Here is a 16,072-nt window from a genome sequence, read left to right as displayed (position 1 = left end):
CCCGAAGGATCGTCGATCCGGCGTGGACCGGGCCGGGGCGGCCCGGGGTACCGGTACGTTCTGCAGGCTGCCACGCCGTCGGCCGATACGACGAGGTCCGCGTCCCGGATGCCGTCCGCGACCGGCACGGCCGCCCGGCCCGGGGCCGAAGGGACCGGCGTGGGCACGGTGATGCCGGTGGGCGGGCGCACGGCGGGCAGCGTCGCGCGCGGCGGCAGGGTCCGCGTCGGCCGGCGCGGCGGCCCGCCGATGCTGTCGCCGACCGCCCCCCGGCCTAGCTGGTTGCTCGACTGTGGTACCGGTGCGGTGGTGTGTGTCGCGGCGCTGTTCCGGGAGCGCGACCGGCTGGTCGCCGTGGTCGTCGGCCTGTCCGTCGCGGCTGCCGCCGTCCTCGCCGCCGGCATGGGGTATCCGACCGGCCAGCCCGGCGTTGGCCGCCCCCGTCCGCCGAACGTGCCGACGTGATCGCCGAGTTGGCCGCAGCGCTCTTGCGTGGGGGTGGGCGCAGGCGTTCGGTCGGGCAGGGACTGCCGGACGGCCGTGGCCGAGGCGCTGCGCCCGGCGGGGACACGACGGCGGCGCCGCCTCCTTGGGACGAGGAGACGGCGCCGCGCTGCTTCACACGCCCTGCTCGGTCAGACCAGCCACCCGACGAAGTGGATGAGCCCGGCGAGGATGTCGGTGAGAAGGTTCATGGTCGTACTGCTCCTTGCGATGCAACTGTGAGTGGGACCTGTGCGTCGACCACGGTCTGCAGCCCGTCGTGCGCACACCGTAAGTATGGTCCCGTCGCTGCCACCCCAACGGTCTCCTGAGCGACGATCACCTGTTCCAGGGAACAACTGATCCCCTGTTCGGATGTCAGAGTAAGTCGCTTGTACCGTAGGCGAGTTGGGGTGGACGGCTCACTGTGGCACCGTGCGCAGCGCACGGAGCACCGCCCAGACGACCGAGACCAGCGGGACCGCCACGATGGCCCCGATCACCCCCGCGATGATGGTCCCGGCGATGACCGACACGGCGACGACGAGCGGGTGCAGCCGGACCGCCCAGCTCATCACCAGCGGATGCAGCACATGGCCTTCCAGCTGGCCGATCACCACGATCAGCACCAGCACGGCCACGGCCGTCAGCGGTCCACGCCCGGCCAGCGCGACGATCGTGGCGACACCGAGCGCCACCGGCGAGCCCACCAGCGGTACGAACGCGGCGAAGAACTCCAGCAGCGCCAGCGGCAGCGCCAGCGGCACCCGCAGGGCGAGCAGTGCGATCCCGACGAGCACGGCGTTGGTGGCGGCCACGATGATGATGCCCCGCGTGTACCCGGCGAACGCCCGCCAGGCCACACGCCCCGCCCGGTCCCAGGCCGGGCGGGCGCCGCTCGGCAGCAGCTCGTCGCGCATCCAGCCCCACAGGCGCTCGCCGGAGTGGATGAAGAACACCGACGCGAACAGGGCGAGCGCACCCCCGGTCACCACCTCGATCGCCCGGCTCAGTCCGCTCACGGCGTTGCTGAGCAGGCTCGAACGGTGCGCCGAGATGTAGTGCGTCACCTGGCCCTGCAGGTCGGAGAGCCGGCCGGGACTCAGCCGGAACGGCGGCCGCTGCAACCACTGCTCGATCCGGTGCACACCACCCCGGAACTCACCCGCCAGCCGGCCCGACTCGCCCGCCACCGCATTGCCCACCAGGGCGAGCAGCGTCAGCAGGAGCAGAGCACTGCCCACCAGGGCGATGGCGACGCACAGCGGCCGTGGCAGGAACCGGTCCAGCAGGTCCGTCGGTGGACCCAGCACGGCGGTCATGATCAGCGCCAGGAACAGGGCCACGGCGATGAGCTGGAAACTGCCGAGGACGCTGAAGACCCCGTAGACGACGATGCCGACGAGGATGAGCCGCCAGGCGTAGGCCGCCGCGATCCGCAGCCACGGCACCGTCCGCTCGGCCACCGGCGCCGGGCTGGGGCGCGCGGCGGCCGGCAGCCGCACGGAGTACGCCGGCCGGCTGCCCGGCACACCCCCCGTCCGGCGCCGTCCGCCCGGCCCCGTCGCACGCCGACGCGCATCGCCCACCACCGCTTACGGCTCCTCTCCGTCACCACTGCTGACGGCCGGTCACATTGAGAGAACCGTAAGCGCCCGGCGTGGAAGGGGCTCGTACAACGCGCCCGCGCACACCTGGGAGCCCGCCCGCCCGGCGGGCGGGCGAGGAGGGCGCGTCGTCGTCCAGGAACGTGACGGTCTGCGCGAGCGGAGCACGGCCGGTCCGGGTGAACGGCTCCGACGGATCCTCGAAGCCGATCGACAGACCCGCGAACAGGAGCAGGTCCGCCGCCGGCGACACGACCTCGGCGACCGAGCGGTGGTACACCGACCAGGCCATCTGCGCGCAGCTGTGCAGTCCCTCGGCGCGCAGCAGCAGCATCACCGTCTGCAGATACATGCCGAGATCCGACCACTGTGCCGAGCCCATGGCGCGGTCGATGTAGCACAGCAGCAGGCAAGGGGCGCCGAAACACCGCCAGTTCGCGGCGACGGCCGCCCGGCGGGCCGCCACGTCCTCGCGACGGATCCCGAGCGCCTCGAAACGCCGGGCTGCCGCCGCCGAACGGCGCTGCCGGTACGGGGACTTGGGCTCCGGCGGATACATCCGGTACTCGGGCTCGTCCCCGGGATCTCCTGCCGCGGCACGCTCGGCGGTGCGCTTCTTCAGTTCGGCCAGCGGGGCACCGGTGAGCACATAGGTGTGCCACGGCTGGAGGTTGCCGCCGGAGGGCGTGCGCGCGGCGGCGGTCAGGACCCGTTCCAGCACCGCGCGCGGGACCGCATCGTCCCTGAAGGCCCGCACCGCTCGCCGGCTCGCCACCGCCTCGTACACATCCACCCCGATGACCTCCCGGTCGGTTCCGCCTTCCGCCGTACTGACGGACGCGGGCCCGCGGATGTGACCGGACGGGTCTCACCCGCAGTCGAAACATTCGAAGCGTCGTTGGAGAATTCCGATCTTCAGGCTCGAAAAATTCGCATTCACAGTTCGAGGCTCGTGAGCATGTGTGCTTTCACTTGGAGATACTGAGATCATCTCGTCCAGAAGTGAATGCGAATGTTTCGAAACATGTACCGAAACCGTTGACAGTGCACAGGAGCGGACCGAGACTCCCCACCGAGCCGCACCCCACCAGCCACACAAGGAGGAGGCACGACATGAACGCGCTCGACCCTGTCCTGAGCCGCCGGAGCGCCGGTGCCCTGCTGCTGGGCGCCGCGGCCGGGCTGGCCCTGCCCGGCACCGCGCGCGCCGCCACGGTCGTCACCACGAACCAGACCGGCACCGACAACGGCTACTACTACTCGTTCTGGACCGACGCGCAGGGCACCGTGTCCATGACGCTCGGCTCCGGCGGCAGCTACAGCACCAGCTGGAGCAACACCGGTAACTTCGTCGCCGGCAAGGGATGGAGCACCGGCGCCCGCAGGAACGTGACCTATTCGGGCAGCTTCACCCCGTCCGGCAACGGCTACCTGTCCCTGTACGGCTGGACGTCGAACCCGCTCGTCGAGTACTACATCGTCGACAACTGGGGCACCTACCGGCCCACGGGCACGTACAAGGGCAGCGTCACCAGCGACGGCGGTACGTACGACATCTACGAGACGACGCGGTACAACGCACCGTCCGTCGAGGGCACCAGGACCTTCAACCAGTACTGGAGCGTGCGGCAGTCGAAGCGGACGGGCGGCACCATCACCACCGGCAACCACTTCGACGCCTGGGCCCGCGCCGGGATGACCCTCGGCAGCTTCAGCTACTACATGATCCTCGCGACCGAGGGATACCAGAGCAGCGGCAACTCCAGCATCACGGTGACGTCATGAGGGCCGCACCGCGGCGCACGTAACGTCCGCCGGGCCGGTTCGCCGGCACCCCAGCAGCGATCCCGCCCGCGTCCCCGTCGTCCCGGGTGCTTCGCACGCGCCGCCCCCGGTGCTTCGAAAGCCACCCACGGCCGCCTTGCCCGCCCCCGCCCCGGTGGAATCATGGTCCCGGTGGGCCCCGGCACCCGAAGGAGAGAGGAACCGTACATGTTCGACGCTCTGAAGAACCTCAAGGACAAGGCCGAGGACGTCGCAGAGGCGCACGGCGACGCGATCGCCGACGGCCTGGAGAAGGCCGGCGACTTCGTCGACGACCGGACCGGGGGCAAGCACAGCGACAAGATCGACACGGCCGTCGACAAGGCGCAGGACCTGGTGGAGAAGCTGGGGGAGAACGGCAGGAAGCGCTGACGCCGGACCCCGGCCCGGTCACCCGGACCGTGCCAGCTCGAGGCAGCAGCGCACGAAGTCCCGTACGACGGGATTGTGGTCGTCGGCCGGCGCCCAGGCCACGCCCACCCGGGTCGGACTCACCCCCGTGACCGGCCGGTAGACCACGCCGGGGCGGGCGTAGAACCGCGCGGCGGACATGGGTGCGAGGGCGATGCCGTAGCCGCTGGCGATGGCGTTCAGCCAGTCGTCGGGCTGCTCGGTGACGGCGCCGACGCGGACCGGGCGGCCCTCGCGCTCGTCGGCGGCCAGCCAGTGCTCCCGCCAGGCCCCGGTCTGCTCCGGCGCGGCGACGAACGGCTCGTCCCACAGCTCACGGAAGGCGATCGCGTCGCGCCCCGCGAGCGGATGCCCGCTCGGCAGCGCCACCCAGCGGGCCTCGCTGAACAGCACCTCCACGCGCAGTGCGCCCTGGCCCGGGAACGGCAGCCGGAGCAGCGCCGCGTCGACCTCGCCGTCGGCCAGGCCCGCGCTCGGGTTCGACCAGGACGCCTGCCGGAGTTCGGCGCGCCGGCCGGGCCGCCGTCGGGCGAACTCGGCGGCGATGTCCTGTGTCGCCTCGTTGGCCGCGCTCGCCACGAACCCCACGCGCAACACGCGTGCGGCCCGTCGGCCGGCGGCCTTCGTGGCCCGCTGGGCGTCGTCCCAGCGGGCAAGCAACTCCGGGGCCCGGCGAGCCAGTTCCCGCCCCGCGTCGGTCAGTGCCATCCCGGCGCGCGAACGGTCGAAGAGCCGAACGGCGAGCTGGGTCTCCAACTGCCGGATCTGCTTGGTCAGGGCCGGCTGGGACACGAACACGCGCTCGGCGGCACGGGTGAGACTGCCCTCCTCGGCGACAGCCAGGAACGAACGCAGCAGACGCGTGTCGACATCCATTCCCACAGGTTATAGACGCTGGTATTGGACGGCACATGGACCTTGTGGCGAGGGTGGACCCATGGACATCGCCTATGTGACCCTCACCTGCGCTGCCGTCCTCGCCAACGCGGGCATCGCGGCGGCCGACCTCGCGAAGGCGCCGTTCGTGCTGGCCAACTCGGCCGAGGTCGGCGTGGCGCGCTCCTGGATCCCCGCACTGGCCGCCCTGAAGGCGGCCGGCGCGGCCGGACTGCTCCTCGGACTGCTCGGCGTACGCCCCCTGGGGGTCGCGGCCGGCGCCGGTCTTGTGCTCTTCTACGTCGGGGCGCTGGCCGTCCACGTACGGGCTCGGGTGCTGCACAACATCGCGTTCCCGGGGCTGTTCCTGGCCCTGGCCGTGGGAGCACTGGTCCTCGCGGCGGCCCGCTGACCGGCGTCGCGCGCGCCGCCGGTCACGGCAGCCGTTCCAGGGCCAGCAGCGCGGCGTCGTCGCCCAGGTCGCCGCGGACGTGGCGCAGGAGGTCACGGCGCAGCGCGGCCACCATCGCCTCCAGCGGACGGCCCGCGTGGGCGCGTACTTGGTCGGCCAGATCGTGGAAGCGGCCACGGCGGTCGCGGGCCTCGATGAAGCCGTCGGTGTACAGCACAAGACGGTCACCGGGTCCGAACGGCACGGTCTGGGCGGCGAGTTCCGCCTCCAGCAGGTCGCCGAGTCCGAGCGGCGCGCCGGGGCTGCCGGGCTCGCAGGGCCGTACCTCGCCCGCGTGGACGACGTACGGCTCGGGGTGGCCGCAGTGCACGATGCGGGCCACGGACGCGTCGGTCGGGAACTCCACCAGCAGCGCCGTTGCGAACCGCTCCGTGAACAGGGCGCCCGCGTCCCGGCCTTGGGACGTTCCGGGGTCCGGCACGCCGTCCAGCGCGTCGATGTGCCGTTGCGCATGGGCATCCAGTTGCTCCGCCGCCCTTGTCAACGACGGCTCCCCGTAGGCGAGTTCACGAAACGCACTGAGCAGGGACGCGGTGGCGCCCACGGCCGGCAGCCCCTTGCCCCGAACGTCGCCGATCAGGATCCGGGTGCCGTACGGCGTGCGCAGCGCCTCGTAGAAGTCGCCGCCGATCCTGGCCTCCGACTCGGCCGGCAGATACACACCGGACAGGGCGAGGGAGTCGATCCGGCGCGGCAGCGGATGCATGAGGGCGCGCTGCGTGGTCTCGGCGACGGAGCGCACCTGGCGGAGCTGCCGTTCCCGGCGCTGCCGCAGCGAGCACGCGATGAGCGAGGTGAGGCCGACAACGGACAGGCTGCCGAGGGTGACGACCGCGTCCGGATGCCCGTAGCTCCGGCCCTCCCACTGGAGCAGCCCCGCGGTCACGGGCACGGCGAACGCGAGCACCGCCGTGGCCCAGTACGGCAGCAGCACGGCGGCCAGGACCGGGACGGCGGCCAGCACGGGGGCGACGTGCAGCCAGTCCGGCGTGAGCAGATCGGCGACGGTCACCACCGCCATGAGCACCACAGGTGCGGACACGAGAAGCGCGCGTACCCGGATCCGGCGGTGCCACGGCGATGCGGGTTCCCGGGGCCTGAGCTGTCCGGCCGGTCCCGTGGCGGTGTCCTGAAGATCGGTGGGGTGGGAGGTCATCGTCGTGATGTGGGCCGAAGCGGGTCGAGGATCCGGCGGGATCGCGAGGGCGGGGTGGACGCCGGCTGGGACAGGCAGGTCAGGGCCGACTCCAGGGGCCGCAGGAGGCGCTGGTCCGTGGCGGCCCCGGACGGGGCGTCGCGGCCGGGGCCGCCGAGCCGCGCCAGGGCGTGCCGGGCGGCGGGCAGAGCGGGGTGGGGCCGGCCGCCACGGCAGGAGTAGGCACACAGGGCGGTCGTCCGCAGCAGGCGCGCGTACGGCTGGGAGAAGGCGGGGCCGGAGTCCGCGGGAGTGCCGGAGCCGGTGTCGAGGAGCCGGCCCGTCGCGGTCACCTCCCCGGCCACGTCCGTCAGCGTGCCCAGCACTCGGCGGTCCAGGTGCCGGCGGCGCCGACGGGCGGCGGGCCGCAGGTTCCAGCGCACGCTCTCGTGCGCCTCGTCCACGGCCGAGTGAGCCCGGACCAGCGCCGTGTCGAGGGCGCCCTCCCAGGCCGGTCCGAGGACGCTGCGTGGCCGTTGGTGCCGTACGACGGCGTCCGCCAGACCGTCGAGGTGCCGGGCGACCACCAGCCGCAGATCCTCCAGCGCCCGCTCGGCGGACCGCACGCGCACGGCGGGGAAGAGCAGCGCGCTGCACGCCAGTCCGAAGGCGATGCCCAGCACGATCTCGGCAAGGTGGACGCCCAGCTCGCCGGTGTGACGGTCGCGGAGCAGGGCGAACGTGATCACGGCGGTCGTCGGCACATGCAGGCCGTGATGGCCGAGGAGCCGGTGCCGGCCCAGCAGTACGGAGACGAGGACGACGAGGACCAGCGCCGCCGCGGCGGGCTCGGCGTACAGCGCGCCGGGTACGGCGATCACGACGCCGAGCAGACATCCGGCGGCGTAGCGCGCGGCGGCGCCGACCGTGGCGACCACCGTCGTTTCGACGACGAGCAGGGCCGCGATGGCCCCCGCATAGGGGGTGGTCACGTGCAGCGACAGCACGCAGGTCTGCCAGGTGAGCCCGGCCGCCAGCGTCGCCTGTGCGGCCCCGGCCCAGTCGGCCCGGCGGATGCGGGCCATGAGAGCGGCCATGTGTGTGCCGTGCATGTCGGGTCCCTCTCCTTTCCGTGTCCGGTGAAGGCTCACCGGCTTCTTCGGGTCAGGCGGAGCCGCCCAGGATAATCGGACAAATGAGGCATGTAGCAAATAAGGATTGTGTAGGCATACGGTCAATTCGGTCCGTACGATCAGCGCGGCCCGGGCCGCCCTGATGATCCGAGTCAGGGGTTCGGGTCGTCGCCGCTGCCGCCGCTGCCCTCGAGTCCGCCGCCCGCGCCGCCGGACGCCTGGCGGGTCGCCGCGGTCGCCCTGCTCAATCTCGGCGACCTCGGCCTCGGCCCCGGCCTCGGGCGGGCGCTGCTGCGCCGCTGGGTGCTCGCGGCGGTGTGCTGGTCGCGACCGGTGCGCTGCTGCTGGTGGCGCTGCCCGCGCACGCCGACGGCGTGCCCCGGGCCGCGCTCGTCGGCTCCGCAGTGATCCTGCTGCTCGCCGCCCTGCACGGCGGGTTCGTCGCACGGCGCACCCGGCCGGGCGGAGCGCCCCTGGCCCGTGCTGCTGGGACCTGGCGCTGCTCGCCGTCCGGGCGGGCGGCACCCGCTGGTACCGGGACGCCACGACGAAGCCGTGCAGCAGGCGCTGCTCGACCGCCTGGACCGGGCCGACCGCCTGGTGGCCGCGGGCGGCCGGCGGGCGGTCACCGCCGCCGAGTCCGACTACCGCTCGGCCCTGGCGGCCCACCGCGACCTCGCCGAACACCACTCCGGCCCCCGGGCGGCCGGGGGGATCCTCGCCGGCCTGCGGACGTACTGCACAACGGTCGGCGCGGCCTACACCCGCCAGGACCGCTGCGCGGCCGTCGCGCCGCTCAAGTGTCTGCGCACGGGGAGACAGGCCCTCTCGACCCAGACTTGTCTGGTCAAGTTTGGTCACGGTTCTTCCGCTCGACAGCGGCGGCCACTACTCATGTCCCGTTCATTGCGCACAGTCAGGCCGTGAGGTGACAACTCCTCACGGCATCCTCAGCAACGGGACGAGGTACTACGTATGCGACTGCGCTGGAGATCCCTCTGCGGGCTGCTCGCCCTCCTCGGCGCACTCATCGTCTCCGCTCCCGCGTCCGCCCAGGCGGCCGGGAGCAGCGGCAACCTCATCGTCAACGGAGATGCGGAGAGCGGCGGTTACTGCACCGGCGACTGGTCGGCCGCCACCACCGTGCCCGGCTGGACCACCGAGGCCGGCGGCCCGAACGTCATGTGCCACAGCGTCGCCTCCTTCGGCCTGCCGGGCGACGGTCAGGCTCCCGGCAATGCCTTCTTCGGTCCGGGCAACTTCGGTGACGGGGCGATGTCCCAGACCGTCGACGTCTCCTCGGCCGCCTCCGCCATCGACGCGGGCGGTGTGCACTACAACCTCGCGGGCTGGCTCGGCGGCTGGACCACCTACGGCGGCTACGCCGCTGTCAGCCTGCACTTCCACGACGGCGGCGGGCGCCCCCTCGGTGCCACCGCCAAGCTGCCGACCGTGTCCGCGAGCGACCGTGGTCTGGCCACCAAGTTCCTCTCGCGCAGCGCCACCGGCGCGGTCCCGGCCGGGACCCGGTCCATCCAGGTCGAGGTGCAGTTCCTGTCGTCCAGCAACGAGACCGGCTACCTCGACAACCTCTCGCTCACCCTGGACACCCCGGTCGATGCGCCCGCCCCGCTCGCCCCGCCGGTCTCCAAGGTCCCGGGCTACGACCACGTGTTCGTGGTCATGATGGAGAACACCGACTACTCCCAGGTCATGAACGACCCGGCGGACACGCCGTACATGCACAGCCTGATGAACCAGGGCGCCACGCTCACCGACTTCCACGGCGTCTACCACCCGAGCGACGAGAACTACCTCGCCGTCGCGGGCGGTGACACCTACACCAAGGGCGCCACGTACTTCCCGAACATCAACTCGCCCGAGCGCAACCTCGGCGACAGCCTGGAGGCGGCCGGCAAGAGCTGGAAGGCCTATGAGCAGGGCATGGGCACTCCCTGCAACACCAAGAACAACAACGACAGTTACTACGAGCCCGACGACGCGCCCTTCATCAACTACACCGACATCAGCGGCAACGCCTCCCGCTGTGCGGCCCACCTGTTCGACACCACGCAGCTGACCACCGACCTCAAGTCCGCGGCCACCACCCCGAACTTCTCCTGGATCGCCGCCGACGACTACTACGACGGCGAGGCCTCCGGCAACGGCAGCGCCACCAGTCTCAAGACCCAGGACGGCTGGCTGCAGCAGACGCTGGCCCCGGTGCTCGCCTCCCCGGCCTGGACCCAGCAGCGCTCGCTGCTCGTCCTGACCTGGGACGAGAGCGACAACGAGGCGTACAACCACATCGCCACCACGGTCGTCGGCTCCCAGGGCACCGTCCCGGCCGGCACCAGCAGCCCGCTGCACTACGACCACTACGGCATCGGCCGCACCATCGAAGCGGCCCTCGGCCTGCCCGGTCTCACGGCCAACGACACCTACGCGACCCCGCTCAACGCCGCGTTCGCGCCGTCCACCGCGACCATGCCGACGCTCACCGGTGACCTGAACGCGGTGGCGAACGGCGGCAACGTCACCTTCCGCTACTCGGTGCCGTCGGTGTCCCAGGCGAACGCCAAGAACTGGATCGGGATCTACCCGGCCGGCGTCACCCCCGGCAGGCAGTCCTCGCTCACCTGGTCCTACGCCCCGAACGCCAGCGGCGCCCTCACCTTCTCGACCGGGAAGCTGAGCGGCGCCGGGACGTACGACGTGTACTACCTCGCCAACGACGGCTACTCGGTCCTGGCGGGACCGTTCTCCCTGACCGTCGGCTGACCCCCACGACGGGCAACGGGCTCACGCGCCGCCACCCGGTCGGCGCGTGGGCCCGGTCGGCGGGTGGGCCGGTCGGAGGGTGCGAAAGCGGCTGCCGAGGCGCGCAGGGAAGAGCCGCCGCCCGCCCGCCACCGTTCGCCGGGCCGCCGGCTCGCAGGCCTTCGCGCCACAGGCCCAGGGCGATGGCCACGCGGGTCGGCGCGTGCAGGACGTCCGGCTGCTCCCGGGTGTGGCACCGTCGCCGTACGACCGTGCGCATCGCCGGGATCACCCCGGCCCCCGGTGTGCCGCCGACCGGCCTACGCGACCGCCTGGCGTGCCGTCCGCTCCACCAGGGCGACGCCGTCGCTCATCGAGGAACTGCCGTTCGACAGGACCGCGACGAGATACCGGTGTCCCTTCACGGTGACCTGGCCGACGCTGTTGACGTCCCACAGGCCGGAGGTGGTGCGCCGGAGCCAGCCGTTCTTCAGCGCCCGGGGGGAACCGGAGGCGCCGGCCACCGGCACGCCCCAGGTCTGCTCGGGTACGACCTGGCTCATGAGGGTGCCGATGTAGGCCCTGGAGTCCGCGTTCAGGGCGATGGCGCCGGTCCCGGCCGCCGTACCGCCGTCGAACACAGCGCGCAGCAGCCGTATCTGGTCGCTCGCGGTCGTCCGGGTCAGCCCCCACTTGCTGCCGGGGCCGCCGGTCGTCGAGGTCAGGCCCAGCCGCTTGTTCGCCGCCGCCAGTCCGGAGGCCTGGCCGATCTGCTGCCACAGCGCGTCGGCCGAGGCGTTGTCACTGCGCTTGATCATCGGCTCGGCGTGACCGCGTTCGTCGGCGGTGAGCTGCCGTCCCGCGTCCTGCGCCTGCAGGAGCACCGCGGCGAGGATGTCGACCTTGACGATGCTGGCGGTGTCGTAGGCGCTGTCGTCGCCGTGCACCTCGGCCGTGCGGCCGGTGCCGTCCAGGTCGAGCACGGCTGCCGTGGCATGCGTCGATGTGCCGCCGGTGGGGACGGTCGCGGAGGCCGGCGCCGGATGTGCCGTGCCGGCGGCCAGGAGAGCCCCGACGGACGCGAGGAGCAGTCCGGTGCGCGCGCGTGCTGCGGGGGAGGGGCGAAGCGACATGGCCCCGAACATAGACAAAACGGGCGCCCAGCGATGTGGTCGCGCTCACCTTTGCCCCTGTTGTCGATGAATTGAGAGCAGTGTCACCCGGACCCCCAGGGGGCGGAAAGCGCCGTACGGGTTCGGTGGGCGGCGGCGTGTACGCGCGGCCGGGTCGCGCCTCTCGCCTATCGTCGGCCAGACACCGACATCCGGAGCGATTATGGAAAGAACGGATGAATTGGTTGGCGTGGCCGAGGGCGTGACGGTGGTGACCGTCGACCCGACCGTGCGCCGCATCCGGCCGTGGCCGCACGGCGCTGCCCTCGCGATCGCGGCCGGCGGCACGGCCGTGCTCCTGCTCGCCGGCTCCTCGTGGCTGAACCAGCCGGCCGTTCAGGCCTGGCGCACCGTCTGCCTCGCCATCACCGTCCAGGCGCTCCCCTTCCTGCTCCTCGGCACCGCCCTGTCCGGTGCCATCAACGCCTTCGTGCCGGCCGAGCTGTTCACCAAGGTCCTGCCCAGGCGGGCGGCGCTCGCCGTGCCGGTCGCCGGTGTCGCGGGCGCGGTGCTGCCGGGCTGCGAGTGTGCCTCCGTGCCCGTCGCCAACAGCCTGATCCGGCGAGGTGTCACCCCGGCCGCCGCCTTCGCCTTCCTGCTCTCCGCGCCGGCCATCAACCCCGTCGTGCTGACCGCCACCGCCGTCGCCTTCCCCGGCAGCCCCGCGATGGTCGCCGCCCGGCTGCTCGCCTCCCTGGGCACCGCGGCCGTGATGGGCTGGCTGTGGCTCTGGCTGGGCAAGGAGGAGTGGCTGCGGCCCGTCCTGCGGCACCGGCACACCGGCCACCGGCACGGCCGCAGTCGCCGGAACGAGTTCCGGCTAGGTTTCCAGCACGACTTCCTGCACGCCGGCGGCTTCCTCGTCCTCGGCGCCATGGCCGCCGCCACCTTCAACGTCGCGGTGCCGCGCTCCGTCCTCGACACCTTCTCCGGCTCGCCGTGGCTGTCGGTGCTCTTCCTCGCCGGACTCGCCGTGCTGCTGGCGGTCTGCTCGGAGGCCGACGCGTTCGTCGCCGCCTCGCTCGCCGGGTTCTCACCGACCGCCCGGCTCGCCTTCATGGTGGTCGGCCCGATGGTCGACCTCAAGCTGATCGCCCTCCAGGCGGGTACCTTCGGGCGTGCCTTCGCCTGGCGGTTCTCCACGGCCACCACCGCCGTCGCCGTCGCCGCGAGCGCCCTGGTCGGAGGCGCGCTGCTGTGAGACGCCCCGTACAGACGCTGCTCCTGGCCCTGACCGGCGTCGGCCTGCTGCACGCGGCCCTGTTCACCGACACCTACCTGCGCTACGTCAAGGCCGGACTGCACCCCGTGCTCATCGCCTCCGGCGTGGTCCTGCTGCTGCTCGGCCTGGCGTCGGCGGTCATCGGGGACGGGCGGCAGGAGGAGCAGGGCGGCGACCACGGCGACGAACACGACAAGGCGCACGGCCGCGACAACGAACACGGCCACGACAACGAACACGGCCACGACAACGAACACGGCCACGACAAGGCACACGGCCACGACAACGAACACGGCCATGATCATGGTGGCCACGACCACTCCGGTGCCCCGCGCATTGCCTGGCTGCTGTTCCTTCCGGCGCTCAGCCTGCTCTTCTACGCCCCGCCCGCCCTCGGCGCATACACCGCGGCACGCTCGAACGCCAGGCCGGTCGCCGTGCAGAAAGGATTTGCTCCGCTGCCCGCGACCTCACCGCTCCCGCTGACCCTCACGGACTTCACCCGGCGCGTCCAGCAGGACCGCAGCCGGGCCATCAAGGACCGCATCGTCCAGCTCACGGGCTTCGTCACTCCGGCCGAGGACGGCACCGGCTGGTACCTGACCCGCATCATCTTCACCTGCTGCGCCGCCGACTCACAGACCGTCAAGGTCCGCGTGTACGGCACCGAGGCACCACCCGCCAACACCTGGCTCGCGGTGACCGGCACCTGGCAACCCCGGGGCGCCCTGGGCACGAAGACCGCCCAGGCGGCGCTCGACGCCAGGGACACCCGCCCCATCGCCCAGCCGGTGAACGCCTACACCGACGACCTGCCGCTCACCCCGTCCTAGTCCGACGGCCCGCTGTGCAGGGCGCCCGGGTCCGCCGTACCGCCCCCGACTCTCGCGGGACGCCCTGCACGCCGGCTCCCGCGTGCGTCGGCAGGACGTGGGCGGAGCGGCACCGCGGGGGATCGGTGCCGCTCCTGATTCCACTGTCGCGCATCCCGTGCCACCCTTTCCAGTGCCGTTCGGTCTCGTCCAGGGGGCCGGTCGACCTCGCGCGTGAAATGCGCGTTCTGAGCCTCTTCCGCCCCCACCCCGCCTCGATCCGGATTGAGGTGCACGATGGAGTGGTGGCACTCCAGCCCGTCCGGCACGGTGGAGAGGAGGCGGTGACGATGGCCCGGACACCTCCCTCGACGGTCACCCCGGTGCGGCTGTGGCGGTGGCGGCGCAACCCGCTGCGCCGGCACAGTGATGTCGTCGAGGCCTGGATCATCCTCGCGACCTGGGTAGCCGCGGTCCTCTGCGGAGCCGGCGCCGGCCTCGTGGCGGCACACAGCGCCGAATCGTCGTACTCCGCCCGCCGGGCCCAGGTGCACGAGGTCCCGGCCGTGCTCACCGAAGACGCGGCGCGCACCTCCGCCTCGGGGACCGGCTACGACGACGGACGGGTCTGGGCCACCGTGCGCTGGACGGACCCGCGCGGAAAGGTGCACACCGACCGCGCGAAGGTGGTCCCGGGCGAGCCCGCGGGCTCCCGGGTCGCGGCCTGGACGAACAGCGCGGGCCGCATCGTGTCACCGCCCATCGCCGGGGCCGCGGCCGACCTGCAGGCGGCTCTCACCGGCGCCCTCGTCGCCCCGTCGGCCGGCGCGGCGGTCTGGCTCGCCGGGTGGGGTGTCCGCGCCCGGCTCATCCGGCGGCGCATGGCCGAGTGGGACGAGGAGTGGAAGCAGATAGGCCCCCGCTGGGGCAACCTCAGCGGCGGACGAGGCTGACCAGGCGCGGCACCGGACCACAGGGCGGATCACCGGGGGACAGCCGGGGAGAACACGCCGGCGTGAGACCGTGAGACCGGCGCGGGCCAGCACCGGGGCATGCGAGGAACCAGCGGCGCCGGGCAACGACAGGGCGGGAAGGGCCACCCGCTTCTCGCGGATCCGGATTGCGCGGTGCACGGCTGCGGGCCGCTTCTCCGCGTCTGTCTCGGTCCTTCCCGCCACTACCAGCACACCACGGAAACCGTCCGTCCACCAGGAGGCAGAGCACCGAGGAGGCAGTCCCGCCCCGTGGGCAGGTGCGAGCACCGCCCCATGGGCAAGGATTCGGGGCGCTGTCACCCGAAAGGGTTGTCCTCGTGTCCGGCCGGGGCCCGGGCGCATGACCGGACCCGGGCCGGTGAGACATCGGGCATGGAAAAACCGGCTCCGGGTGACCCGCTCCCGGCCCACCGCTCCCCTTCCCCGCCCCCGGTCGTGTTCGCGGCGGACTTCACCTCCGCCCGGCAGTGGGTGGCGGGCCGCTCCTGGGCGTATCCGGGCGGCGGCCCGGTCAACCCGGGTGACGACAAACTCGATCACCTGGTGTCCGACGCCTCCTACTCCCGCTCCGGCGTCTTCAGGGCCACCCGGCGGCGCGACGGCTACTGGGACACGGGACTGCTGACGACCGAGGGCAGTGAGGAGGCCTTCACCGTCCGGTCGGGAGACGTGCTCGAGGCTCGGGTACGGCTGCCCCGTGAGGTCGGGGCGTGGCCGGCGATCTGGACCTGGCGCGACGGCGACCAGGAGATCGACGTGTTCGAGTACCACCCCGAACATCCGGACCTCCTGGAGTTCGGCAACCACGTCCGCGGCACCGGCCACTACTTCCGGGACACCGCCATCGGCCCCGGGGCCTGGGTCGACCTGCGCACCGAGTTCGGGGCCCGCTCCGTCGACTGGTCGGTGAACGGCGTCCGGGCCTTCGCCGACGGCCGGGGCGTGGGACAGGGCTGGCATGCCTGCCTGATCGTCAACCTGTCGGTGTCCGCGGGCCGTTACCACCCGGCCCCCGCTCCGGGGACGACGGAGATGACGTACGAGGTGAGCAGCCTCGTCGTACGTCGCCACGGCCGATCAGATCTTGATCACAAAGATCACTGAACCACTACAACCCTCGGGTGCCTCCGCGTGTCCAGTACATGATCGGCCGACCGACAGGCCGGTCAT

At 72.4% G+C, this 16,072-nt stretch carries 17 protein-coding genes; 10 read left to right on the top strand and 7 right to left on the bottom strand.

Annotation, left to right across the window (positions count from 1 at the left end; translation table 11 throughout):
• The first annotated feature begins 108 nt into the window (after positions 1–108).
• A complete protein-coding gene (locus tag GQF42_RS05140) occupies positions 109–465 on the top strand; it encodes a hypothetical protein (protein ID WP_158918058.1) in 357 nt (118 codons plus the stop codon).
• A gap of 440 nt (positions 466–905) precedes the next feature.
• On the opposite strand, the gene GQF42_RS05135 is transcribed toward GQF42_RS05140, so the two are convergent.
• Together GQF42_RS05135 and GQF42_RS05130 are read right to left on the bottom strand one after the other, a co-directional pair.
• A complete protein-coding gene (locus GQF42_RS05135) occupies positions 906–2,015 on the bottom strand; it encodes an AI-2E family transporter (RefSeq protein WP_199272573.1) in 1,110 nt (369 codons plus the stop codon).
• A gap of 79 nt (positions 2,016–2,094) precedes the next feature.
• The gene (locus tag GQF42_RS05130; protein WP_158918054.1) at positions 2,095–2,883 is read right to left on the bottom strand and encodes a nitroreductase; all 789 of its coding nucleotides are present in this window, start codon (positions 2,881–2,883) and stop codon (positions 2,095–2,097) included.
• 320 nt (positions 2,884–3,203) lie between these two features.
• On the opposite strand from GQF42_RS05130, the gene GQF42_RS05125 reads away from it, so the two are divergent.
• Complete coding sequence (locus tag GQF42_RS05125) at positions 3,204–3,875, top strand: glycoside hydrolase family 11 protein (protein ID WP_158918052.1); 672 nt, start codon at positions 3,204–3,206, stop codon at positions 3,873–3,875.
• A 207-nt stretch (positions 3,876–4,082) separates the two neighbouring features.
• Positions 4,083–4,286: an antitoxin gene (locus tag GQF42_RS05120; protein ID WP_158918050.1), complete on the top strand. Its 204-nt coding sequence runs from the start codon at positions 4,083–4,085 to the stop codon at positions 4,284–4,286.
• 18 nt (positions 4,287–4,304) lie between these two features.
• Here the strand turns inward: GQF42_RS05120 and GQF42_RS05115 are convergent, their stop codons facing one another.
• Positions 4,305–5,201, bottom strand: coding sequence for a LysR family transcriptional regulator (locus tag GQF42_RS05115; RefSeq protein ID WP_158918048.1), 897 nt, complete (start codon positions 5,199–5,201; stop codon positions 4,305–4,307).
• Between the two features lie 61 nt (positions 5,202–5,262).
• Here GQF42_RS05115 and GQF42_RS05110 point away from each other — a divergent pair, with 61 nt between their 5' ends.
• On the top strand, positions 5,263–5,613 hold the full coding sequence (locus GQF42_RS05110) for a DoxX family protein (protein WP_158918046.1): 351 nt from the start codon (positions 5,263–5,265) through the stop codon (positions 5,611–5,613).
• Positions 5,614–5,635: 22 nt separating this feature from the next.
• Here GQF42_RS05110 and GQF42_RS05105 read toward each other — a convergent pair whose 3' ends face one another.
• The 3 genes from GQF42_RS05105 to GQF42_RS05095 form a co-directional block, all read right to left on the bottom strand.
• Positions 5,636–6,829 carry a PP2C family protein-serine/threonine phosphatase gene (locus tag GQF42_RS05105; protein WP_158918044.1) on the bottom strand — a complete coding sequence of 398 codons (1,194 nt, stop codon included), beginning with the start codon at positions 6,827–6,829 and terminating at the stop codon, positions 5,636–5,638.
• A complete protein-coding gene (locus GQF42_RS05100; RefSeq protein WP_158918042.1) occupies positions 6,826–7,920 on the bottom strand; it encodes an aromatic acid exporter family protein in 1,095 nt (364 codons plus the stop codon). Before GQF42_RS05100 ends, GQF42_RS05105 begins: the two co-directional genes overlap by 4 nt.
• A gap of 173 nt (positions 7,921–8,093) precedes the next feature.
• Entirely contained in the window at positions 8,094–8,372 is a 279-nt protein-coding gene (locus GQF42_RS05095; RefSeq protein WP_158918040.1) for a hypothetical protein, read from the bottom strand.
• 124 nt (positions 8,373–8,496) lie between these two features.
• On the opposite strand from GQF42_RS05095, the gene GQF42_RS05090 reads away from it, so the two are divergent.
• Together GQF42_RS05090 and GQF42_RS05085 are read left to right on the top strand one after the other, a co-directional pair.
• Positions 8,497–8,868: a hypothetical protein gene (locus GQF42_RS05090; protein ID WP_158918038.1), complete on the top strand. Its 372-nt coding sequence runs from the start codon at positions 8,497–8,499 to the stop codon at positions 8,866–8,868.
• Between the two features lie 48 nt (positions 8,869–8,916).
• Positions 8,917–10,722 carry an alkaline phosphatase family protein gene (locus GQF42_RS05085; protein ID WP_158918036.1) on the top strand — a complete coding sequence of 602 codons (1,806 nt, stop codon included), beginning with the start codon at positions 8,917–8,919 and terminating at the stop codon, positions 10,720–10,722.
• A gap of 299 nt (positions 10,723–11,021) precedes the next feature.
• On the opposite strand, the gene GQF42_RS05080 is transcribed toward GQF42_RS05085, so the two are convergent.
• Complete coding sequence (locus GQF42_RS05080; RefSeq protein WP_158918033.1) at positions 11,022–11,834, bottom strand: serine hydrolase; 813 nt, start codon at positions 11,832–11,834, stop codon at positions 11,022–11,024.
• A 229-nt stretch (positions 11,835–12,063) separates the two neighbouring features.
• On the opposite strand from GQF42_RS05080, the gene GQF42_RS05075 reads away from it, so the two are divergent.
• From GQF42_RS05075 to GQF42_RS05060, 4 genes are all read left to right on the top strand, one after another.
• Positions 12,064–13,074 (top strand): permease, encoded by a 1,011-nt coding sequence (locus GQF42_RS05075; protein WP_375997881.1) that lies wholly within the window; start codon positions 12,064–12,066, stop codon positions 13,072–13,074.
• A complete protein-coding gene (locus GQF42_RS05070; protein ID WP_158918032.1) occupies positions 13,071–13,928 on the top strand; it encodes a TIGR03943 family putative permease subunit in 858 nt (285 codons plus the stop codon). Before GQF42_RS05075 ends, GQF42_RS05070 begins: the two co-directional genes overlap by 4 nt.
• A gap of 284 nt (positions 13,929–14,212) precedes the next feature.
• Positions 14,213–14,860 (top strand): Rv1733c family protein, encoded by a 648-nt coding sequence (locus GQF42_RS05065; protein WP_233273244.1) that lies wholly within the window; start codon positions 14,213–14,215, stop codon positions 14,858–14,860.
• Positions 14,861–15,274: 414 nt separating this feature from the next.
• Positions 15,275–16,006, top strand: a complete 732-nt coding sequence (locus GQF42_RS05060; protein ID WP_158918030.1) for a family 16 glycosylhydrolase — start codon at positions 15,275–15,277, stop codon at positions 16,004–16,006.
• Positions 16,007–16,072 lie beyond the last annotated feature (66 nt).

It is taken from the genome of Streptomyces broussonetiae, assembly GCF_009796285.1.
In the GTDB taxonomy this organism is placed as follows: domain Bacteria; phylum Actinomycetota; class Actinomycetes; order Streptomycetales; family Streptomycetaceae; genus Streptomyces; species Streptomyces broussonetiae.
The sequence above is the reverse complement of the archived record's forward strand: the minus strand, read 5'-3'. Positions and strand labels throughout refer to the sequence as shown.